The sequence below is a fragment of the Pseudoalteromonas luteoviolacea genome, assembly GCF_000814765.1.
Taxonomy (GTDB): Bacteria; Pseudomonadota; Gammaproteobacteria; order Enterobacterales; family Alteromonadaceae; genus Pseudoalteromonas; species Pseudoalteromonas luteoviolacea_H.
This window is the reverse complement of the sequence record NZ_JWIC01000010.1, coordinates 40589-60543: the sequence shown is the minus strand read 5'-3', so window position 1 is coordinate 60543 and position 19955 is coordinate 40589. Positions and strand designations below refer to the sequence as shown.

Sequence of the window (19955 nt, the reverse complement as noted above, 5' to 3'; positions counted from 1 at the left end):
TTGCGAAATGAATAGACATTAAGTTCGTCATCTTTGGCTAAAACTTGGGTACTTAGTAGCAAAAAAGGGTAAAAACAACAAAGTTTACTTTTAATCATCGCAAATAAGAATTATTATCAAGTGGTGCAATGGTACAGTGTTATGAGCGGATGTCTAGAGTAAAAAAGTGGGAAAAATTCTTTCAATCACCGATTCAGTTTGGTGGTTGGATTTACAGCATATATTTATTTTTGATCTGCTATATGGCCGTGGTTTTTCACGATCATTACACGCAACGTAGCCACCATCAGCTTGAACAGCAAGTGGCGCAATATCATTCTAGAATGAGTGAGCAACTGCAGCGATTTGCCCACTTGTTGTATTCGATAGAAGCTTATCTAAGGGCAACGCCAGAGATCACACCGGAGCAGTTTTACCATTTAGCACAATCTCAATTGGCAGGCTTAGAGCTTGAACTCAGTTTGGAATCCTATGCCATCATAGAGCGGGAGCAAGTTGCTCAGCTGGAGCGCCAATATCGAGATATGGGCTTTTTCGATTTTACTGTGCACTTACCGCATACTTTAAGCATTCGTTATTTAACCATGGTTAAAACGGCGCCAGTGTCTGAATTTGGTCATCTTCTGGGCAGCGCGGTATCGATATCAGATACGTTATCTGAGCGCTTAAAAAACAGTGAACTACAAGCAGTAAATTGGCCGATGTCTGATCGTTGGAGCGTGGTTATCGAACAATTTCAAAGTGCCAGTGTGACCAAGGCATTAGGCATCGGTTTTGAGTTGCAACACTTATTAGAAGGCTTATTCAGCCCAGTTTATCAAGATAATGGTCATCAAGTGAGGGTGCTCTCTGGTGAGCAGCTGCTGTTTACATCGGATTGGCAAAGCCTGCATCAATTATCCAATAAACAACCTGGTATCATTGAAAGAATGGACTTTTTCGGCAACCAGATTGAAATTCACCTCTATACGCAAGAACAGCTTGAGCCGTCATTTCTGAATAATTTTACGCTGATCATTGCCATGGTCGTATTGATTGCGGCTGCGCTAGGCTTGATGGTACTGCTGCAAGTACGTTATTTGTCTCGGCAACATCAAACCGTCAATATGCTGGTTGAGGAGCGCACGGCGAGTTTGGCTCAAGCGAATCATCAGCTCAAACATGCGTCTGATAAACGATTATCTGCATTGCAGCAACAAATTGTTGCAGAGCGCAAGTATAAAAGTTTATTTGTTAATAGCAGTGAAGGCTTATTTGTCTTGGACAAGCACGGTGTGTTGGTGGATGCCAACCCTGCATTCAGGGCGTTATTGATAGGTGAAAAACACACCTTAAAAAGTCTTCAATTGAGTGATTTAATGCTCGATAGTGACTTTGCTGCGAAGTGGCGCACCATGGTATCTAGGTTTGAGCAACATGAAGAACTAGAGTGGCTTGCTGGGTCAAATCATGCGAATGGTGTATGGTTGCGCCAAACTGGTTCGTGGATCTGCCACAGCCACGATACGATTTATGAGGGCCGTGTAACAGACATTACGCAGATTAAGCTGTTCAATGAGCAGCTCCAATATAAAGCCCAGCATGATAGCTTGACCGACTTACTCAATCGGCAGACTTTTTTGCAACTGGTTGAATCTTGTCGAGCGCGCAGTGCGGGCCAGTTTATTTTACTCTATATCGACCTTGATCGGTTTAAATTGATAAATGACACCCTAGGTCACCTTGCTGGCGATAAACTGCTGGTTGAATTCGCTATGAGAATGCGGGAGCTTGTTGGCAGTTATGCTGACATTGCGCGATTAGGCGGTGATGAATTTGCTATATTGCTAGACAATGAAGCTCTGAAGGTGCCACTAGAGCTTATGTTAGAGGATATCCTCGCGGCAATTAGAGAGCCATTTGATTATCAGGAAAGTAAACACTCAGTGAGTGGCAGTGTGGGAGTGAGGCGTTTTACAGCACCATGCCAGAACTATGAAGCAGAAAAGTTGCTTCATGATGCAGATGTGGCAATGTATGAAGCGAAAAAGCGGGGAAAAAATGATTTTCACATTTTCACTTCGGCCATTGCCGATGAAGCATCTCGACGGCTATTAATTGAGCGTGAGTTGCAAACGTTGAATATGGACACGGAGCTGTCGCTGCGGTTTCAACCTATTTACTGTCAATTGGGAAAATCTATTATTGGATTCGAAGCACTGCTGCGCTGGCAGAGCCCTAAGTTAGGTGTCGTGAGTCCAGCCGAGTTTATTCCCATTGCGGAAGAGTGCGCACAAATCGTGAAGCTTGGGCACTGGGTTTTTTCACGTGCCATGCAATGTGTGAAACGTTTTCCCAACCGACGTATATTTATGAGTGTCAACGTATCGCCTTTACAGTTGCAGCATAAAGGGTTTATGAGTTGGTTATTGAGTCAATTTGAGCATAATGAGTTGGACCCGACACAGTTTAAAATTGAGCTGACAGAATCCGCCATGATGGCACAGGAGAATAGCCTAGTTGCGCCACTGCAAAAGTTACATGACATGGGTTTTGGCATTTATATCGATGATTTTGGTACAGGTTATAGCAGTTTGTCTCGTTTAAATGTTTTACCTGTAGATGGTTTGAAAATTGACCGAGCGTTTATCAATGGGATTGAAAAAGTAGGCAATCCCCGCCAGTTGATAGAGGCAATTTGTGCCATTGCGAATAGCTTTAACTTGACTGTGACAGCAGAAGGCATTGAGCAACCAGCGCAGTTAACGGTATTATCATCTCTATACTGCCAACAAATGCAGGGTTACTTAATGAGCAAACCCTTATTGGAAGAAGAAGCTTTGCATTTGCTATATCAGGATCAGGGCAGAAAAATCACAGAATTTGCCAGCTAGCGGGTTGACCTTAACCATGCTTTAGGTTTTATCTTGCAACGCCGTAAATAAAACTTATGAAAGTAAGCAGATGAGTAGGAGGTGCTATGACATCGTCGCAATTGGACCTGTATTTAGCCAAATTAGGATTGCACTACCCTTCAGAGTGTAATTTAGCGTTTGTTGAGCAGCTAATAAAAGCCCACATCGCACGATTTAGCTTCAGCAGCATCAACGCGATGCAGGATAAACGCTTGAGCTTAGAGCCCGATGTGGTGTTTAACCGGGTCGTTGAAAAAGAGCAAGGCGGTTATTGTTTCGAGCACAATAAAATTGTGATGCTTGCATTACAGCATTTAGGTTTTGATGTGTCTCCTTTGCTTGGCAGAGTATTGCTCAACGGTAAATGGGATAACCCACGCACGCATCGAGTCACGTTGCTCAAATACCTTTGCAATGAATACTTAATTGACGTGGGTTTCGGTAGCAAAACGCCACGCACGTTAATACCCATTGATCACAGCGTCGACATACATGATGAAACCAATGGTTACTATGTTGAACGGAGTACACGGCGTGCTGTGCTTACGTTAACCTCACCCAAGCAGATGCCATTATATGATGTTGAATTTGCCGAGACGTTTGAAAGTGATTGTGATGTTGCACATTTTCATTGTCATCAACATCCCGAGTCTTTGTTCGTCAATCATTTAGTCTTATCACGAATGGCACAAAAAGAGCGTCATACATTAAATAACTTGTTATATGTGTATCGCAACGAGGAAACCGCAGAGACCAGAGAAGTCCTGATCAAGGATGCAGTGCAGTTGAGGGCGATTATCAAAGAGATCTTTTTATTGAATATACCTGAGTCTGAAGTCAACTGGGTGTATGAAAAGGCGGCTTTAAATATGTCAGATGAGCACTAAGCAGGCGCTCAGTGCTCATCAGCTGTTAATTTTTGTTCATCTGCTCGATAAAAGCGGTGGAGTCCGCAATTGAGCGGTTCATATCTGAGATTAAGCCCTGAATATCACGTTTTAAATTGGTAAACTCACCTCTGATCGCAGCAATGGCTTGCGCATTGAGGTTGTGCTTTAGATATAAAACATTGTCTTTCATCGAGTCGAGTACAGGTTGCATTTTTGATTCGCTCTTACGCATTGAGCGCAGTAGCTTGTCATATTGCTTTTGAGTTTGTCGCAGTTTTTGCTCGCTGCTGCGTTTTAACTTTGGGTTGCTAAACTGTTCAAGCTCTTCTTGCCATTCTTCGAATAAGGCGTCGGCAACAGACTCTACTTTATCAATATTGTCAGTGACAGATTGCGCCGCTTTTTGACTTGCTTCAAAGTCACTATTTAACTGCTCGTAGACACTTTGTAATTCTCCCCCATCAAAATCGATAAGAACGGATAAGCGTTCAAGGGCATTTTGAAACTCTTGTTGAGAAGTTTGCTGAGATTGTTGAGTATCTTCGACGCGATCGACAAGAATATCACGTTTATGTACACCCACCTGCTCCCACGCAGAATAATAGGCATTTTGCGCACTTTTACAGCCACTAAGGACGGCGCAAGCGGCAATCAAAATATAAATTTTTAGGTATTTTAGAGGCATACTTTATCCTTTTACTTAATAGGGCTACTTTAAATTATGAAGTGGATTGGTAAGATGTGCAAAGCAATCATCAATGTATAAACAATTATGAAACAACATTGGCCCCAAATAAAAGCGCAAGCACGCGCAGTATTAGATGCTCAGCCGAGTTGGTGGCGGCGTTTTTTCCAGCGCTGCAAAGAAGATCAGCTCACTATAAATGCCGGATATTTGGCGTACGTCACCTTACTTTCATTGGTGCCGCTCATTGCTGTGGGGGTTGCGATTTTCACCGCATTCCCTGGTTTTGAGAATACCCGTTTGGCGATAGAAAATTTTATATTCACCAACTTTGTTCCCACCTCTACCGATACAATAAAGGCCCACATTAGCGCCTTTGCTGGCAATGCAAACCAAATGACAGCTGTGGGTATCAGCTTTTTAGCTGCGGTGGCATTACTGCTTATTCGCAATGTAGATAGTGCACTTAATCGCATTTGGCGCGTTGAAAGTAAGCGTCCTCTGATGATTTCATTTGCGATTTATTGGATGGTACTGACGCTGGGGCCGGTGTTATTGGGCGCCAGTATTGGGGTTACCTCGTATATTGTGTCTTTGGTGTCATTTGCTGATCAAGGGATCCCAGGATTTAGCGGTTTACTTCTGAAATTGCTGCCTTATGTAATTTCAATGGCAGGCTTCATTATGCTCTATACTTTAGTACCAAATACACGTGTGTCGTTTAAAGCCGCGATACCGGGCGCATTATTTGCTGCCTTTTTATTTGAGCTGACGAAAAGAGGGTTTGCAATGTATATCAGCCACTTTCCGTCCTATGAGGTCATATATGGTGCGCTGGCAACTATTCCTATTTTATTTGTTTGGGTGTATTTATCATGGATGGTGGTGTTGTTAGGCGCTGAGTTTACCGCTTGTTTAGCCGAACATCATGAACAGGAGAACGACACACCTCAATCATGAGGTAAATCCATGACCCTACTGTATCAGCCAACGGAACCGCTGCGCAGTTTTCATTTACCACTTTCTCACGGCCACCAAATGCACGTGGAGGAATACGGTAACGCTGCGGGTATTCCGCTGTTGGTATTACACGGTGGCCCCGGATCGGGGCTGCAAAAGGCAGCGCAAAGTTATTTTAATCCAAAGCGTTACCGTATCATTTTATATAGCCAAAGAGGGTGCGGAAACTCTTCCCCGCAATCACTTGAACACAATCACACCGCATTACTCGTCGATGATGTTGTGACGTTATTAGATTATCTAGATATTCCTCGTTGTGTTTTAGCTGGGGGCTCTTGGGGCGCGACATTGGCGTTATGGTTTGCGATGCAACATGCTCACCGCGTATCCGGGGTGATCACTTGGGCGAGTTTTTTCGCGACGTCGTCTGATTTGGCTTGGTTATATGGTGACAAAGGGGCGGGGGCACAGTTTTATCCCGAGCGTTTTACTCTATTTTCACAGGGGCTCGACTCATATCAGCAGGTATTAGCCCATTATCAACAACAATTATTTAGTGACAATGAGCTATCACAGCATAAAGCTGCGCAGCTTTGGCATGATTGGGATATACAGTTGAGCGTTGAAACTCAGATGCAACGCTATCAACTTCCCTCACCTGTGCATATTGTTGCGCAAGCCAGATTAATGGTGCATTACATGTCTAACCAATGCTTTTTAGAGGATGAAGCGCTGTTTAAGCATGCCCACACCTTAAAATCTCTGCCTATCTGGATGATCCACAGCCGCCATGATTTAGTCTGTCGCTTTGCCATGGCGCAAAAATTTGCCGCAGCACTCAATGCTCGGCTACTAATTTTAGAAGGCGTTGGGCACTGCACGTCAAATCAAGTATATTCGGAGGCTATTCGCCGTGCGGCAGATTTACTGCTGTGCAAAATAGATAAAAACAGAGGTTAACGTGCAAGGATTAATTCAAAGGGTCAAGTTTGCAAAAGTCGAAGTGAGTGGAGACGTTGTGGGTGAAATTCAGCAGGGTATCTTACTTTTGCTCGGTGTCGAAAAAGTGGATGATGAGCAAAGTGCAGATAAATTACTGCATAAAGTCAGTAACTATCGAATTTTCACCGATGATGCAGGAAAAATGAACCTCAGCCTCAAAGACATTGGTGGTGAATTACTTGTGGTCTCGCAATTTACGTTGGCTGCGGACACAAAAAAAGGCATGCGACCGAGTTTTTCTTCTGCGGGCACGCCAGAACAAGCAAAGCGACTGTATGAATACTTTGTTGAGCAGGCAAAAGCACTTGGTATTACAGTGGCGACGGGCCAATTTGCCGCGGATATGCAGGTGAGTTTGTGTAACGATGGGCCAGTGACATTTAATTTATCGGTCTAGCGCTCAACCACAATAATGTGGTTAGCATACCCCGGTACTTGATGGATATGGGGCTTTTTTCCGAAGTTGATAATAAGCAGATGCTCTAGCTGCTTGAGTTGCGACTCATGCTCGGCAATAAAGTTGATAAATAATACCCCCTGTTCTGCTAATGTATTGCGTAACAGGGTGTAAAACTTGTGCTGGTATAAAAAGCGTGGCGCATCCAATTCACTGAATAAATCTAAGATAATCCAATTAAATGGGTGATTGTGGTCGACTTCTAAGACTTTGTAGGCGTCACTGCAATTGACTTCACTGATATGGTCTCCGCCAAAGTACCGTTTATAGCAATGTATGATGTCAGGATTGTTTTCTACGGAAATAACCTGGCAGTCTTCATGCACACTGTGTAAATAGTCGCGAATGGCCCCAGCACCCAGTCCCAGTTCGAGTACGCGGTGAGGTTTAGGGTATTTTTGCCACAAGGTATCCAACACTTGCAAATGAGGGAAAAGCAAGTGCTCCGGGTGATTCAGTTCAACGATTGACTGTAACGTATTGTTTATTAATAGCCAACGAAGCGTTTTTTCTTGTCTAACTTGTATGCTCGTTTTCCCGTGCTTATGCCAATATAACAAGTGGCCAAGCTCATGGCTTTGGGCTACAAAATCGTTGCTGACGGTTCCTGATTCAGTCAAAAAATCTTGCATAGTTCCATCAGCATAGACAAGGATTACGGTAATTCCACTGTGTTTAGATGATTTTACACATTTAGTCGGTGATTTTGCGTTGAACATTTCCTGTTCAGAGTTTTTCTTGTAAGGTAGAACACAAAAATGGCACGCACTTGGGTGTGCATAGAAAGGAGTAATTATGTTTCCAGTCATTTCGCCGCAAAGTAGCCAAGATTGGCAAGACTACTATCAATTGCGTTGGCAGGTTCTCAGAGCACCATGGGATCAACCAAGAGGCTCAGAGCAAGACGATTTAGAGCAAGATGCCGAGCACAGGTACATCAAAAATAATGAAGGCGAAGTGCTGGCGGTCGCGCGTTTACACTTTAATAATCACCTTCAAGCACAAGTGCGTTACATGGCTGTAGGTGAAGCGCACCGAGGTCAGCACTTGGGTAGCCGACTTTTGCATGAGTTAGAAAAGATTGCGTGGACGCAAGATGCCCAAGAGCTGGTGTTGTTTGCCAGAGAACGTGCTTTGGCGTTTTATGAACGTCATGGCTATAAAGTGGTTGAAAAAGCACACCTTGCATATGGAGATGTGCAACATTGGAAAATGGTCAAGCAAAAGCCATCAGAGCCAGGTTGGTTTAGACACCCAGATTGGACGCAAATTTTACAAGATACATGGCGTGAGTCCATTCCTATTAGTGATGCCATGGGGATAAAAGTTGAAAGTTACACCGATTGGCAGTTCTCTACAAAAGCAGATCTGAAAGCCAACTTAAATTTACATAATTCTATGTTTGCAGGTTCGATCTACAGTATGGCGACCCTGACCGGGTGGGGCGCAACATATTTGGCATTAAAAGAGCTGAACCTCGAAGGCGATATCGTCCTTGCGGATGCTGAAATTAAATACCTAAAGCCGCTCACGACAGCACCAGGTGCGACGGTGACTTTGTCCGAGTGTAGTGGTGAGTTGACAGAGCTTGAGACTGAAGGAAAAGCTAAGTACACGGTGCCAGTGAATGTGTACGATGGTGATGTGTTAGTCGCAAAGTTTTGTGGTGTTTTCTTTGTGAAGCGTTAGGAAAAACGTATCCGGTCAAGTGAGTCTTGACCGGATTGCTAAGGCTTTAAAGTAAGTCAGTAATGGCGATACCAAGGCCTAGTCTTTGGATGTGAGCGTTGTAATCGATGAGACTTTCTCCATACCCATTGAAATATTGCGCATAGCCACGAACGCGCCCTGTTATGGGGAAGGACCAATCTAGTTGTACAGCCCCTCTATTATCACCGCCTGCATTATTGCGCAGCATCATGCCAACTTCATGGTCATTGTCAAAGCGGTAGGCACCGCTAAGCTCAAAGTAGCCCATATATTTGTGGATATCAGGGTTATCATCGCCTTTGGCTAAATTATCTTCAGGTTTTTCATCTTCTGGCAGCCGATACCAAGGCTTGAAGCTAAATACAAACCCATCATATTCCCAAATGAAATTGGCATAGATGCGGTTCCAAGAGCGCGAGTTTGGTTGGCTTCTACCATTTGACTGGTGCGAAATACCCAGCACAAAAGCCATTTCATCGCCCCATAAGACATTTTCGTCATCTAAAAAATTAACCCAAAATATTTCGGGCTCATAATTAGTTTCTCTAAAAGGAGATGAAATATCTTTGTTATACACCTGCCAATACGACTGCAGCGTGACGCCCATATAAATGGCCTGATCTTTATCTTTAAAGTTGTGATAAATCGGCAGCTTTAATGAAATCTGATATTTTGCTTCAACGTTATCTAGGGGTTCGCCTTCTTTATTAGCCTTGTCAGCAAAGCCGTCAAATGGGCGGTTATTGGGATTTTTTATGTATGATACCGGCAGAATATAATTTCTATGGTGAGGGGTCAGCACATTACGGTTTTTTTCAGTGACTCGCTCTCTGGCCATACGCTTGTCGAGTTGACTCAGTGCACTTACTTGCTGCTCACAATACCCGCGTACTTCTTTAATTGTACGGGTATCATCTCCAGAAATAGTCTGATTTAAAATACATTGATTTAGGGCAGCGACCTCATCTTCTGAGGCACTTGCAGCATGTGCACTTTGGGTACATAAAGCCAAAAGCAGGGTCGCATAGCGCTTAGTAAAGTCCATATTTAATTCCAACAAGAAAGAGAGTTTCCAAACAAAACGGTATTAGCTACTTTAAGAGTTAAGCCAAGTTCAATGGACGCTATAGTATAAGTATGTGATGAAAAAGCCCAGCATAACCCTTTGAAAGGAAGAAAAGAGAGATTAAGAGTGCCCTGATAGAGCACTCAAAGCCGCTTAGCTTTCGAGCCTTGAAACCACAAAGAATGGATTCAGATAAGACTCTTTTTGATTGTATGTGAGAGGAGAGCCATCGATTTGGCTAACTGTTGCACCAGCTACGCTTGCAACAGCGTGGCCTGCACCAGTGTCCCACTCGCTGGTTGGGCCAAGTCGAGGGTAAATATCTGCTTCACCTTCAGCGACTAAACACAGCTTGAGTGAACTGCCTTTGGGCACCATTTCGATGTCGTCAAATTGCCCTAGATACTCAGCCAGTGCAGGTGAGGGATGAGAGCGAGAACCAACGACTTTAATAGTGCCTTTATTTGGTTTCTTGGTCACTTTGAGCTCAATTCGGGCTTCACCACATTCTCTAAATGCACCAATACTGTGTGCAGCCAAGTAGCACACGTTCAGTGCCGGCGCAAAGACCACGCCCATGGTTGGCTTACCGTGCTCAATCAGTGCAATATTCACGGTGAATTCACCGTTTTTCTTAATGAACTCTTTGGTGCCATCGATTGGATCAACCAGCCAATAACGTTGCCAAGTTTGGCGTTCTTGCCAGCTGATGTTGGCGCTTTCTTCACTGAGGATAGGGATTTCAGGTGTTAAGCGCGAAAGACCTGCGGTAATCACTCGGTTGGCGGCTAAGTCAGCCTCGGTGACTGGGCTATCGTCATTTTTATACTCGATGGCAAAATCTTTGGCATAGATCTGCATAATTTCCTCGCCTGCAAGGCGGGCAAGCTCGACGAGTTCTTCGAGCAGGTCGGTATCATTCATAGGTTATCCTTGCTACTGGATGATGTTTTTATCTTTCAAGTAATCTACCAGTTGCTGGACGGACTGCTCAAGTGAATTCTCACCCGTGTTCAATCTTATCTCAGGTGCAACGGGTGGCTGATATTCAGAGTCGATACCCGTAAAGTGCTTGATCTCACCTGCGCGGGCTTTTTTGTATAAGCCTTTGGGGTCTCGCTGCTCGCAGACTTCCAGCGGTGTATCTAAAAATACTTCGATAAATTCGCCGTCTTCTACGAGGTCTCTCACCATATCTCGTTCCGCTTGAAACGGTGAAATAAATGCGGTTAATACGATAAGACCTGCATCAACCATCAGTTTACTGAGCTCACCTACTCGACGAATATTTTCAATGCGATCGGTGTCGCTGAAGCCAAGGTCTTTACATAGCCCATGCCTAACATTGTCACCATCAAGCAAATAGGTATGTACACCACTTTGATGAAGGGCACTTTCAAGGGCATTGGCCACTGTACTTTTCCCTGAGCCTGAAAAGCCAGTGAACCAAAGGATCACAGGTTTATGGCCTTTGAGCTCACTGCGATGTGTTTTTTCAACGGCATAATTATGCCAAACAATATTTTTATCCATGAAGCTATCCATTAAAAGGGAAAGACCAATGGGATCAAGGTCAGGACGGTAATAGAGTAAATAATTGACAGCGGAACGCCTACCGTGACGTAGTCTTTTATGCGGTAGTTTCCGGCACTATACACCATCAAGTTTGTTTGATAACCAAAGGGGGAAATAAAGCTTGCTGATGCACCAAAGGCAACAGCCATAATAAATGGGAGTGGATCAACGCCAAACCCAACCGCCAATGCATAGGCAACGGGAAAAGACAGTGCTGCCGCGGCATTGTTGGTGATAAGTTCTGTGAAGACGACAGTCATCACAAAAATGGCGATGAAGGCACCATAAGGACCAAAATCACCGAGTATTAAAAACAGCGCGTCAGAGAGTTGTGTGGCTAAGCCTGTTTCTATCATTAATTTGGCAAGGCCAATTGCACTGCCTACAATCGCCAGTAATTCAATGGGAAAACGGCGTTTCATCTCGTTCACTTTGATGGTGCCAAGTGCCACCAGTGCAAGTAGTAATACCATTAGCCCTTTTACCAAAGGCACAATGTCAAAGATCCCTAAACCAATCACCGCTGCAAATCCTAACAGCACATGGCCAGATTGCTTTTTGGTCAAGTGTGTTTGTAAATCCAAACCCGAGATATATACAAACTCGCGTTTGAGATCCGGTAGATTATAAAAGTCACTGCCCGGGGCTAAAATGAGTGAGTCGCCCGCTTGTAATTTCACTTTACCAAGGCCACCTTGTAGACGGTCATGACCCCGACGAATGGCGATAACGGCAGCATGAAACTGCTCGCGAAAACGAATTTCTTTAATGGTTTTACCAATATATTTAGATGATTGACTGACGACGACTTCGACTAGGTGCTCCACGTCTTTTTCGTGTTTATCGTGTACCACCTGAAGGCCATCAAAGCGACGCAATAAAGGCACCGATTTTATGTCACCAACAAACAGTAAAACATCCCCTTGGCAAATCTCTTGTTGTGGGGTGACTGCGCATATGCGTCGTTCACCGCGGATAATTTCTGCTAGGAATAAGTCTTTTAAATCGCGAAGGCCGTTCTCTTCTACAGTACGCCCGATCAGCTTTGAATCAGCAGCGACCTTGCCTTCTAAATAAAATGGCACGACTTCTTGGTCTTCGGTACCGTGATCAGGGAGAAATTTAAGGAGCAATAAAATCGTAAGTAGGCCCACAATCAATGCGCCGAAGCCGACGAGTGTAAAGTCAAAAAAGCCCAGTGGAGCCATACCGGCGTCAACGGCAAAGCCATTGACGATTAAATTTGTTGATGTGCCAATTAAAGTCAATGTACCGCCTAAGATGGCGGTGTAAGACAGTGGCAATAATAACTTAGAGGGCGAGTGTGTTTGGCTCTCTTTGATGGTACTGATGAGCGAAGCGACGACCGCCGTGTTATTTGTAAAAGACGATAAAAACGCAGTAGAGAGGCCAAGTTTCATCACTGACTTTGACAAGCTACCACTGGCCAGTGTACTGGCAAGTTTTTGTACCAGCGTTGTTTTTTCAATGGCAATAGAGACTAAGATCAGTAAAACAAGGGTGATCAAAGAGGGGTTGGCGTAATTCACCAACATAGATTCCAACTCGATTAATCCGGTTAAATAACTGACACCAATGGCGCTGACAAATAACCAAGCTGGATTGAGTCGTGTGCCAAATAAGCACACGACTAAAGCGATCATAATGCCTGTTAAGATGATTTGATCAACTAGCACGTTTGTCTCCCAATAACAGGCATAACTTCACTTACTTCAACTTGCTAATATCAAGCGCTTGCCAATGTGGGAAGTGCTTGCGTACTAACGCGTTGAATTCAAGTTCAAAAGCACTGAACTCAGACGTCGTTGCAGACTCTTCAGCCAATAGCGCTTCAATCATACCTGCACCGATGGTAAGGTTGCTGATGCGGTCAATCAGGATGAATGAACCCGTTTCGTGGTTGTTGCGATAGATATCTGCCACGATGCTTTCAGTCAGTTCAAGCGTAACGATCGCAATTTCATTCAATTGCAATTGTTCCGCCTGACCTTGCTCTAGCGTGTTCACATCAATCGTGTGATCAATCTTGCGAACAATGGCTGACGTACTCTTACTGCCCAACTTGAAGTTGTAGTTTTGTCCTAATACAAGCGGTTCTTCGTGCATCCATACCAGCTTTGCTTGAATGAGATTTGTCACTGTGGCGGTAGAGTCCGCAGGGACAATAACATCACCGCGACTGACATCAATTTCATCTGCCAAAGTAATCGTAAATGCTTGACCTGTTTGTGCTTGGTCTAAATTGCCATCAAAAGTGACAAGCTCTTTGATGGTTGAAGACTTACCCGATGGTAGGACTTTAACAGCTTGACCTGCATTCAACGAACCTGAGGTTAGCGTGCCTTGGAAACCACGAAAATCTAAGTTTGGACGTACCACATACTGAACTGGGAAGCGTGCTTCAAAAGCATGGTTTGCTTCAGCTGCAGGAGAATCTTCCAGTAGCTCAAGGAGTGGTTTGTCAGTGTAGTAAGGCGTCTTTTCAGAGCGTGTTACTACGTTATCGCCTTTAAGAGCAGACATTGGAATAAACTTGATGTCTGAAACATTAAGTTGCTCAGCAAACTGCAAATAATCTGCTTTGATCTTCTCAAAAACGGCTTCGTCAAAATCAACGATGTCCATTTTGTTGATAGCAACCACAAACTGCTTGATACCTAAAGAGTCACAGATAAAGCTATGACGTTTAGTTTGTACCTGCACACCGTAACGAGCATCAACCAAGATAATAGCCAGATCACTCGTTGAAGCACCCGTTACCATGTTGCGGGTATACTGCTCATGTCCAGGAGTGTCCGCAATGATGAACTTACGTTTTGCCGTTGAGAAATAACGGTATGCCACGTCAATGGTGATACCTTGCTCACGCTCAGCTTGCAGACCATCTACAAGCAGTGCTAAATCTAGCTCTTCACCAGCGTTACCGACTTTTTCGTTATCTTTGTGAAGCGCAGCCAGTTGATCTTCATAAATTTGGTGGCTGTCATGTAGCAAGCGGCCGATAAGTGTCGACTTACCGTCATCAACGCTACCACAAGTCATCATGCGTAATAAGCTTTTGTCTTGTTGACGAGATAGATAGGCCTCAATGCCCAGTTCTCTTACTTCGTTCGCTGTTGACATTAGAAATACCCCTCGCGTTTTTTCTTCTCCATAGAGCCTGCTGAGTCGTGGTCAATAACACGGCCCTCGCGCTCTGATGATGTGGATAGCAGCATTTCTTCGATGATGCCAGTTAGTGTATTGGCTTCAGATTCAACTGCGCCTGTTAGCGGGTAGCAACCTAGCGTACGGAAACGCACAGACTTCATTTCTGGCACTTCACCTTCTTCTAGTGGCATACGCTCGTCATCAACCATGATCAATGTGCCGTTACGCTCAACCACAGGGCGCTTATCTGACAAGTACAGAGGGACAATTTCGATATTTTCTTGGTAGATATATTGCCAAATATCAAGCTCAGTCCAGTTAGAGAGCGGGAATACACGGATACTCTCACCAGGATTTACTTGGCTGTTATAGGTATTCCAAAGTTCTGGGCGTTGATTTTTAGGATCCCAACGGTGATGCTTATCGCGGAATGAATAAACACGCTCTTTCGCTCGTGATTTCTCTTCGTCGCGTCGTGCCCCACCGAATGCAGCGTCAAAGCCATACTTATCAAGTGCTTGTTTTAAGCCCTGCGTTTTCATCACGTCAGTGTGTTTCGCCGAGCCGTGTGTAAACGGGCCGACGCCCATGGCGATGCCTTCAGGGTTCTTATGAACAATCAGGTCAAAGTTATATTCTTTTGCCAAGCGGTCGCGAAACTCAATCATTTCACGGAATTTCCAATCCGTATCTACGTGCAGTAGAGGGAAAGGAATTTTTGCTGGGTAAAATGCTTTACGAGCCAAATGCAGTAACACTGAAGAGTCTTTACCAATAGAGTAAAGCATCACTGGGTTATCAAACTCTGCAGCGACTTCGCGAATAATCTTTATACTTTCAGCTTCAAGTTGCTGAAGGTGGGTTAAAGCCATTGTTCGTCGTCCTACTGTTAATTAAATTAAGTCTATTAAGCTACTTGGGTAATGGGTTGTGCAAAGCTGCTGATCTGCTCCGTTTGCCCAAACCATGCTAATTCTTCGTGTAGTGCAGCGACCTCACCAATGATCAAAAGTGCGGGTGATTGAATGTGATGCTGCTCTATTTTTGCTGCCAATTCACCAAGTGTGCCGCGAACGACACGCTGTGATTGACGTGTGCCATTTTCAACAATGGCAATAGGTGTTTCAGGTGATCTACCGTGCTCTAGTAGCTTGGCCTGAATGTGGGGCGATTTAATCACGCCCATGTAAACAGCCAAGGTTTGATTCGATTGCGCAAGTCCACGCCAATCCAATTCTTGACCATCCTTTTTACAGTGCCCAGTCACAAACTGAATGGCTTGTGCATGATCTCTGTGTGTTAAAGGAATGCCTGAATATGCACTACAGCCAGCGGCGGCAGTAATACCAGGTACAATTTGATATTTTACGCCGTGTTTGGCCAGTACTTGGACTTCCTCGCCACCTCGACCATAAATAAATGGGTCACCGCCTTTGATACGGCATACTTTTTTACCTTGCTTAGCAAAATTCACCAGCATGTGGTTGGTATCTTCTTGTTTAACGCTATGATGGCCTGCTTTTTTGCCAACACAAACCAAATCAGCGTCGCGTCTTACTAATTCCATGATTTCATCAGACACCAAGTAGTCATAAACCACAACATCAGCTTGTTGCATTAGTTGCAAGGCTTTTATCGTTAGAAGCTCTGGGTCGCCCGGACCTGCGCCTACGACGAAGACTTCGCCTTCAGGTGAACTGGGTTGAGTCAGCATGTCATTAAGCTGTTGTTGTGCGCCTTGTTCATCACCGACTTGAACTTTACTAACGACACTTGAATCAAATACGCGCTCCCAAAATTGACGTCGGTCCGAAAACGTATTGAAGCGTGCTTTCACTTGATCTCTGAAATCCCCAGCTAACTTTGCCAATTTGCCTGTATGATGTGGGATCAAGGTTTCTAATTTTTCTCTGATCCTGCGCGCCAATACGGGGGCAGTGCCGGCACTGGAAATGGCAATGGTAATAGGGTCTCTATCAACGATAGATGGGAAGATAAAACCACACTTAGGTTGGTCATCTACCACATTAACGAAAATGTTTTGCGCGTTGGCTGCATCAAAAACCGCTTTGTTAACTGCTTCATTGTCAGTCGCGGCAATGATCAACATCATGCCCAGTACATGGTGAGTATCAAAATACTCTTTCACTAGATGCAATTGACCTTGTTCTGCTAACTCGACCAGTTCAGAACAAAATTCAGGAGCGACGACAGTGACGTGTGCACGTGCTTTTAAAAATGCTTGGCATTTTCGTAAAGCGACATCGCCGCCACCGACCACCAATACGGGTTTATCGTCTAACTTAGTAAATATCGGTAAATATTGCACAACATTCGCCCCTAAATGTATAACCTTGATGTAAGCCAACCAAACTGACTTAGTAGGAGAGCAGAATATATCGGGCTTAAAAGACAAAAAAATAATATTAACCCAAATTATATAACTAAAAGTTATATACAAACTTCGATTTAGGTTTAAGGCTTATATTTCAAGGCCTAGAGGCTAAAATGTATCCATATTAGCAACTTATAGCGATTGGTTATGAGATATAATCGAACGACCATAGTCGAGCACGCAATATTTTCGATTATCAAAATGTATGTTGCGGACAAATGTCCTGTAGGGCGGGCAGGTAATTTATTTTACTGAGTACATACAAATAGAAACTGTTTGATGGCGATTAAGCCATGGGGTAGTGTGAGTTTTAAGGAGATGTAATGAGTACACAGCAGCAAGTTACGGCGAGTGATGCGATACGCGTGCTTGAGTTAATGGATTTAACCTCGCTTAATGAAGAGGATACTCCACAGAGTATCGTTGCTATGTTGGACAGTATTGATGCACGCATTGCACTGCCTGCAGCGGTATGCGTCTATCCTCAGTTTGTCGGGGTATGCAAAACAGAGCTGGCAGCACGAGGTTGGCACAGTGTGAAGGTCGCGACAGTCACCAATTTCCCATGTGGCAAGCAACCACTTGAACAAGTGCTAGCGCAAACGCAGCGAGCGATTGATGAGGGGGCGGATGAAATTGACTTGGTGATGCCATACAACCAAGTGGTGGCCGGCGACCCGGATACGCCATGGCAATATGTACACTCAAGTAAAAAAGTGTGTGGTATGTCGGCAAAACTTAAAGTGATCATTGAAACGGGTGTTCTCGAAAAGCCAGAATTAATCGCACAAGCCAGTGATATCGCGATTTTGGCAGGCGCTGATTTCATTAAAACCAGTACCGGTAAGGTACCGGTCAATGCGACCTTGGCCGCAGCACGAGTGATGATAGAACGCATTAAAATTAACGGCAAACCAGTTGGCTTTAAAGCTTCTGGCGGTGTTAAAACAGTTGCTCAAGGGCTCCCTTATTTAACGCTAGCAGCTGACATAATGGGCGCTGACTGGGTTAGCCCAAGTCAGTTTAGGTTTGGTGCGTCGAGCTTATTGACGGATGTAAAACGTGTTGTTGCACAGGGGTGATCTGCTCTTTGAGCGGTATGGATGATATTCGCTCAATTGATGTTTTCCTATGTGTAACCGCTTAAAGGGTAGTTAATTCTCTGTTTTTATAAACAGATACTTGATATTTTGCTCAGTCCCACCAATATCCTTCATACAGCCGTAATATAACAGCACTTATCTGTGCGGCTTAAGTATTTAAAAAGTGGTTTTAAATGGGTGTTTAATAACTGATAAAAAAACAAAAGTTGTGAAAATCATACGATGTATAACTTTTACACTTGTTTTCAGTTTGTTCGTCAGTATAATGGGCATCCACTTTGCAGGGGCGTAGTTCCAATTGGTAGAACAGCGGTCTCCAAAACCGATGGTTGCGGGTTCGAGTCCTGCCGCCCCTGCCACTCAATACTTTTTAGTCCAAATTTAAAATAATGTGTGTTGCACTCGTCGCTTATTTGTAAATTTGGATTTAATGGATTAACCCTGTCTAAGACAGGGTTGTTGTGTCTGTATTTAAGGTAAAACAATTATGAGCACTAATGTTGAAAACCCGTCTAGCTCGATGGACACGGTAAAATGGCTAGTTGCAGTTGTACTACTCACTGGCGCAGTAGTTGGTAACTACATGTATGCAGATATGTCTGCACTAGTACGCGCTGTCGGTGTTGTGGTTGCTGTGGGTGCCGCTCTTGGTATCGCTGCGACGACTGAAAAAGGTCGTACTTTTATTGCATTTGCAAAAGAGTCTCGTATCGAGGTTCGTAAAGTTGTATGGCCTACGCGTCAAGAAGCAACGCATACTACAATTATCGTGATGGCAGCAACTGTAGTAATGGCACTTATCCTATGGGGATTAGATGGCATACTATTCCGTGCTGTTGGCTTTTTAACTGGATTGGAGATCTGATCCCATGTCGGATGAGAACAAAGAAAAGAAATTACGTTGGTACGTAATTCAGGCGTTTTCTGGTTTTGAAAAGCGCGTTGCTCAAACTATTATTGAGCACATTAAAATTGAAGGCTTAGAAGAAGACTTCGGTGAAGTACTCGTACCTACAGAAGAAGTTGTAGAGATGCGTGCTGGTCAAAAGCGCAAGTCTGAGCGTAAATTCTTCCCAGGTTACGTCCTTGTTCAGATGGTGATGAACGACGCAACTTGGCACTTGGTGAATAGTACACCACGTGTAATGGGCTTTGTTGGCGGTACATCTGATCGTCCTGCACCAATTAGTCAGCGTGAAGCTGATCGTATTCTTAACCGTCTACAAGAGAACGCTGAAGCACCTAAGCCAGCGACGCTGTTTGAGCCGGGTGAAGTGGTTCGTGTTATCGATGGTCCATTTGCAGACTTCAACGGTGTGGTTGAAGAAGTGGATTATGAAAAGAGCCGCTTAAAAGTATCTGTACTTATCTTCGGTCGTTCAACGCCGGTTGATCTTGAGTTCGGTCAGGTAGAGCAAGATACTTAATTTGCAGTAATTTTGTACTATTGCAAAAAATAATTGAAAAAGGCCGCTGATTAAACTATAATCAGCGGCCTTTTTGTAGGTAGACTACGTCTGCCACGAAAAGAAAGAATTTTTTAATCGGGAAGCCGTTTGAGTACGCGTCCTCGCGCGCACAAGGCTAAGACCCATTTAACGAGGTTATTAACATGGCTAAAAAAGTTGAAGCTTTAATCAAGCTACAAGTTGCTGCTGGTATGGCTAACCCTAGTCCTCCAGTAGGTCCTGCACTAGGTCAACACGGTGTAAACATCATGGAATTCTGTAAAGCGTTCAACGCACGTACAGAGTCTATCGAAAAAGGCGCACCAGTTCCTGTAATCATTTCTGTTTACAACGACCGTTCATTCACTTTTGATATGAAAACTCCACCTGCATCTTACCTTCTTAAGAAGGCTGCAGGTATCAAGTCTGGTTCTGGCCGTCCAAACACTGAGAAAGTTGGTACTGTAACACGTGCACAACTAGAAGAGATTGTTGAGACTAAACGTCCTGACCTTACTGCTGCTGATATGGACGCAGCTGTACGCACGATTGCAGGTTCTGCACGTGCAATGGGCTTGAATGTAGAAGGGTAATTGAGA

Annotated in this window: 19 protein-coding genes and 1 tRNA gene; 11 read left to right on the top strand and 9 right to left on the bottom strand. The window is 44.2% G+C overall.

The annotated features are described in order from the left end of the window. Positions 1–149 precede the first annotated feature (149 nt). Together JF50_RS21865 and JF50_RS21860 are read left to right on the top strand one after the other, a co-directional pair. A complete protein-coding gene (locus tag JF50_RS21865) occupies positions 150–2873 on the top strand; it encodes a putative bifunctional diguanylate cyclase/phosphodiesterase (RefSeq protein ID WP_080760327.1) in 2724 nt (907 codons plus the stop codon). A gap of 86 nt (positions 2874–2959) precedes the next feature. Next, positions 2960–3781, top strand: a complete 822-nt coding sequence (locus JF50_RS21860) for an arylamine N-acetyltransferase family protein (protein WP_039611475.1) — start codon at positions 2960–2962, stop codon at positions 3779–3781. Positions 3782–3806: 25 nt separating this feature from the next. On the opposite strand, the gene JF50_RS21855 is transcribed toward JF50_RS21860, so the two are convergent. Beyond that, positions 3807–4469 carry a DUF2959 domain-containing protein gene (locus JF50_RS21855; RefSeq protein ID WP_039611474.1) on the bottom strand — a complete coding sequence of 221 codons (663 nt, stop codon included), beginning with the start codon at positions 4467–4469 and terminating at the stop codon, positions 3807–3809. Between the two features lie 87 nt (positions 4470–4556). Between JF50_RS21855 and JF50_RS21850 the strand changes: the two genes are divergently transcribed. Genes JF50_RS21850 through dtd form a run of 3 tightly spaced genes read left to right on the top strand, consistent with a single transcriptional unit; the run spans position 4557 to position 6828 of the window. Further along, on the top strand, positions 4557–5429 hold the full coding sequence (locus JF50_RS21850) for a virulence factor BrkB family protein (protein ID WP_039611473.1): 873 nt from the start codon (positions 4557–4559) through the stop codon (positions 5427–5429). A gap of 9 nt (positions 5430–5438) precedes the next feature. Continuing rightward, positions 5439–6389 carry an alpha/beta fold hydrolase gene (locus JF50_RS21845; protein WP_039611472.1) on the top strand — a complete coding sequence of 317 codons (951 nt, stop codon included), beginning with the start codon at positions 5439–5441 and terminating at the stop codon, positions 6387–6389. 1 nt (position 6390) lies between these two features. After that, entirely contained in the window at positions 6391–6828 is a 438-nt protein-coding gene (dtd, locus tag JF50_RS21840; protein ID WP_039611471.1) for a D-aminoacyl-tRNA deacylase, read from the top strand. Here the strand turns inward: dtd and JF50_RS21835 are convergent. After that, positions 6825–7520 carry a spermidine synthase gene (locus JF50_RS21835; RefSeq protein ID WP_039611470.1) on the bottom strand — a complete coding sequence of 232 codons (696 nt, stop codon included), beginning with the start codon at positions 7518–7520 and terminating at the stop codon, positions 6825–6827. The two genes, dtd and JF50_RS21835, sit on opposite strands and share 4 nt — an antisense overlap. Positions 7521–7683: 163 nt before the next feature. On the opposite strand from JF50_RS21835, the gene JF50_RS21830 reads away from it, so the two are divergent. Beyond that, entirely contained in the window at positions 7684–8577 is an 894-nt protein-coding gene (locus JF50_RS21830; protein WP_039611469.1) for a bifunctional GNAT family N-acetyltransferase/hotdog fold thioesterase, read from the top strand. A gap of 46 nt (positions 8578–8623) precedes the next feature. On the opposite strand, the gene JF50_RS21825 is transcribed toward JF50_RS21830, so the two are convergent. The 7 genes from JF50_RS21825 to cysG form a co-directional block, all read right to left on the bottom strand. Next, entirely contained in the window at positions 8624–9643 is a 1020-nt protein-coding gene (locus JF50_RS21825) for a phospholipase A (RefSeq protein WP_039611468.1), read from the bottom strand. Between the two features lie 174 nt (positions 9644–9817). Then, positions 9818–10588 (bottom strand): 3'(2'),5'-bisphosphate nucleotidase CysQ, encoded by a 771-nt coding sequence (gene cysQ / locus JF50_RS21820; protein WP_039611467.1) that lies wholly within the window; start codon positions 10586–10588, stop codon positions 9818–9820. A 12-nt stretch (positions 10589–10600) separates the two neighbouring features. Next, a complete protein-coding gene (gene cysC, locus JF50_RS21815; protein ID WP_039611466.1) occupies positions 10601–11197 on the bottom strand; it encodes an adenylyl-sulfate kinase in 597 nt (198 codons plus the stop codon). Between the two features lie 11 nt (positions 11198–11208). Beyond that, on the bottom strand, positions 11209–12903 hold the full coding sequence (locus JF50_RS21810) for an SLC13 family permease (protein ID WP_039612114.1): 1695 nt from the start codon (positions 12901–12903) through the stop codon (positions 11209–11211). 64 nt (positions 12904–12967) lie between these two features. Then, positions 12968–14383, bottom strand: a complete 1416-nt coding sequence (gene cysN, locus JF50_RS21805) for a sulfate adenylyltransferase subunit CysN (protein ID WP_039611465.1) — start codon at positions 14381–14383, stop codon at positions 12968–12970. Continuing rightward, on the bottom strand, positions 14383–15282 hold the full coding sequence (gene cysD / locus JF50_RS21800; RefSeq protein WP_039611464.1) for a sulfate adenylyltransferase subunit CysD: 900 nt from the start codon (positions 15280–15282) through the stop codon (positions 14383–14385). Before cysD ends, cysN begins: the two co-directional genes overlap by 1 nt. Positions 15283–15317: 35 nt before the next feature. After that, positions 15318–16739, bottom strand: a complete 1422-nt coding sequence (gene cysG / locus JF50_RS21795; RefSeq protein WP_039611463.1) for a siroheme synthase CysG — start codon at positions 16737–16739, stop codon at positions 15318–15320. Between the two features lie 389 nt (positions 16740–17128). On the opposite strand from cysG, the gene deoC reads away from it, so the two are divergent. The 5 genes from deoC to rplK all read left to right on the top strand — a co-directional run bounded on the left by deoC (position 17129) and on the right by rplK (position 19949). Next, a complete protein-coding gene (deoC, locus tag JF50_RS21790; protein ID WP_039611462.1) occupies positions 17129–17887 on the top strand; it encodes a deoxyribose-phosphate aldolase in 759 nt (252 codons plus the stop codon). Positions 17888–18190: 303 nt separating this feature from the next. Further along, positions 18191–18267, top strand: a tRNA-Trp gene (locus JF50_RS21785). Between the two features lie 128 nt (positions 18268–18395). Further along, complete coding sequence (secE, locus tag JF50_RS21780; protein ID WP_039611461.1) at positions 18396–18773, top strand: preprotein translocase subunit SecE; 378 nt, start codon at positions 18396–18398, stop codon at positions 18771–18773. Positions 18774–18777: 4 nt separating this feature from the next. Next, positions 18778–19335, top strand: coding sequence for a transcription termination/antitermination protein NusG (gene nusG / locus JF50_RS21775; RefSeq protein ID WP_023400588.1), 558 nt, complete (start codon positions 18778–18780; stop codon positions 19333–19335). A 185-nt stretch (positions 19336–19520) separates the two neighbouring features. After that, positions 19521–19949: a 50S ribosomal protein L11 gene (gene rplK, locus JF50_RS21770; protein ID WP_010387320.1), complete on the top strand. Its 429-nt coding sequence runs from the start codon at positions 19521–19523 to the stop codon at positions 19947–19949. The last annotated feature ends 6 nt before the right edge of the window (positions 19950–19955 follow it).

What these genes read in the sequence shown, in the direction of transcription:
- JF50_RS21865 (WP_080760327.1), top strand. Translation starts at nt 150, where the DNA reads ATGTCTAGAGTAAAAAAGTGGGAAAAATTCTTTCAATCACCGATTCAG.
- JF50_RS21860 (WP_039611475.1), top strand. Translation starts at nt 2,960, where the DNA reads ATGACATCGTCGCAATTGGACCTGTATTTAGCCAAATTAGGATTGCAC.
- JF50_RS21855 (WP_039611474.1), bottom strand. Translation starts at nt 4,469, where the DNA reads ATGCCTCTAAAATACCTAAAAATTTATATTTTGATTGCCGCTTGCGCC.
- JF50_RS21850 (WP_039611473.1), top strand. Translation starts at nt 4,557, where the DNA reads ATGAAACAACATTGGCCCCAAATAAAAGCGCAAGCACGCGCAGTATTA.
- JF50_RS21845 (WP_039611472.1), top strand. Translation starts at nt 5,439, where the DNA reads ATGACCCTACTGTATCAGCCAACGGAACCGCTGCGCAGTTTTCATTTA.
- JF50_RS21835 (WP_039611470.1), bottom strand. Translation starts at nt 7,520, where the DNA reads ATGCAAGATTTTTTGACTGAATCAGGAACCGTCAGCAACGATTTTGTA.
- JF50_RS21830 (WP_039611469.1), top strand. Translation starts at nt 7,684, where the DNA reads ATGTTTCCAGTCATTTCGCCGCAAAGTAGCCAAGATTGGCAAGACTAC.
- JF50_RS21825 (WP_039611468.1), bottom strand. Translation starts at nt 9,643, where the DNA reads ATGGACTTTACTAAGCGCTATGCGACCCTGCTTTTGGCTTTATGTACC.
- cysQ (WP_039611467.1), bottom strand. Translation starts at nt 10,588, where the DNA reads ATGAATGATACCGACCTGCTCGAAGAACTCGTCGAGCTTGCCCGCCTT.
- cysC (WP_039611466.1), bottom strand. Translation starts at nt 11,197, where the DNA reads ATGGATAAAAATATTGTTTGGCATAATTATGCCGTTGAAAAAACACAT.
- JF50_RS21810 (WP_039612114.1), bottom strand. Translation starts at nt 12,903, where the DNA reads ATGATCGCTTTAGTCGTGTGCTTATTTGGCACACGACTCAATCCAGCT.
- cysN (WP_039611465.1), bottom strand. Translation starts at nt 14,383, where the DNA reads ATGTCAACAGCGAACGAAGTAAGAGAACTGGGCATTGAGGCCTATCTA.
- cysD (WP_039611464.1), bottom strand. Translation starts at nt 15,282, where the DNA reads ATGGCTTTAACCCACCTTCAGCAACTTGAAGCTGAAAGTATAAAGATT.
- deoC (WP_039611462.1), top strand. Translation starts at nt 17,129, where the DNA reads ATGAGTACACAGCAGCAAGTTACGGCGAGTGATGCGATACGCGTGCTT.
- secE (WP_039611461.1), top strand. Translation starts at nt 18,396, where the DNA reads ATGAGCACTAATGTTGAAAACCCGTCTAGCTCGATGGACACGGTAAAA.
- nusG (WP_023400588.1), top strand. Translation starts at nt 18,778, where the DNA reads ATGTCGGATGAGAACAAAGAAAAGAAATTACGTTGGTACGTAATTCAG.
- rplK (WP_010387320.1), top strand. Translation starts at nt 19,521, where the DNA reads ATGGCTAAAAAAGTTGAAGCTTTAATCAAGCTACAAGTTGCTGCTGGT.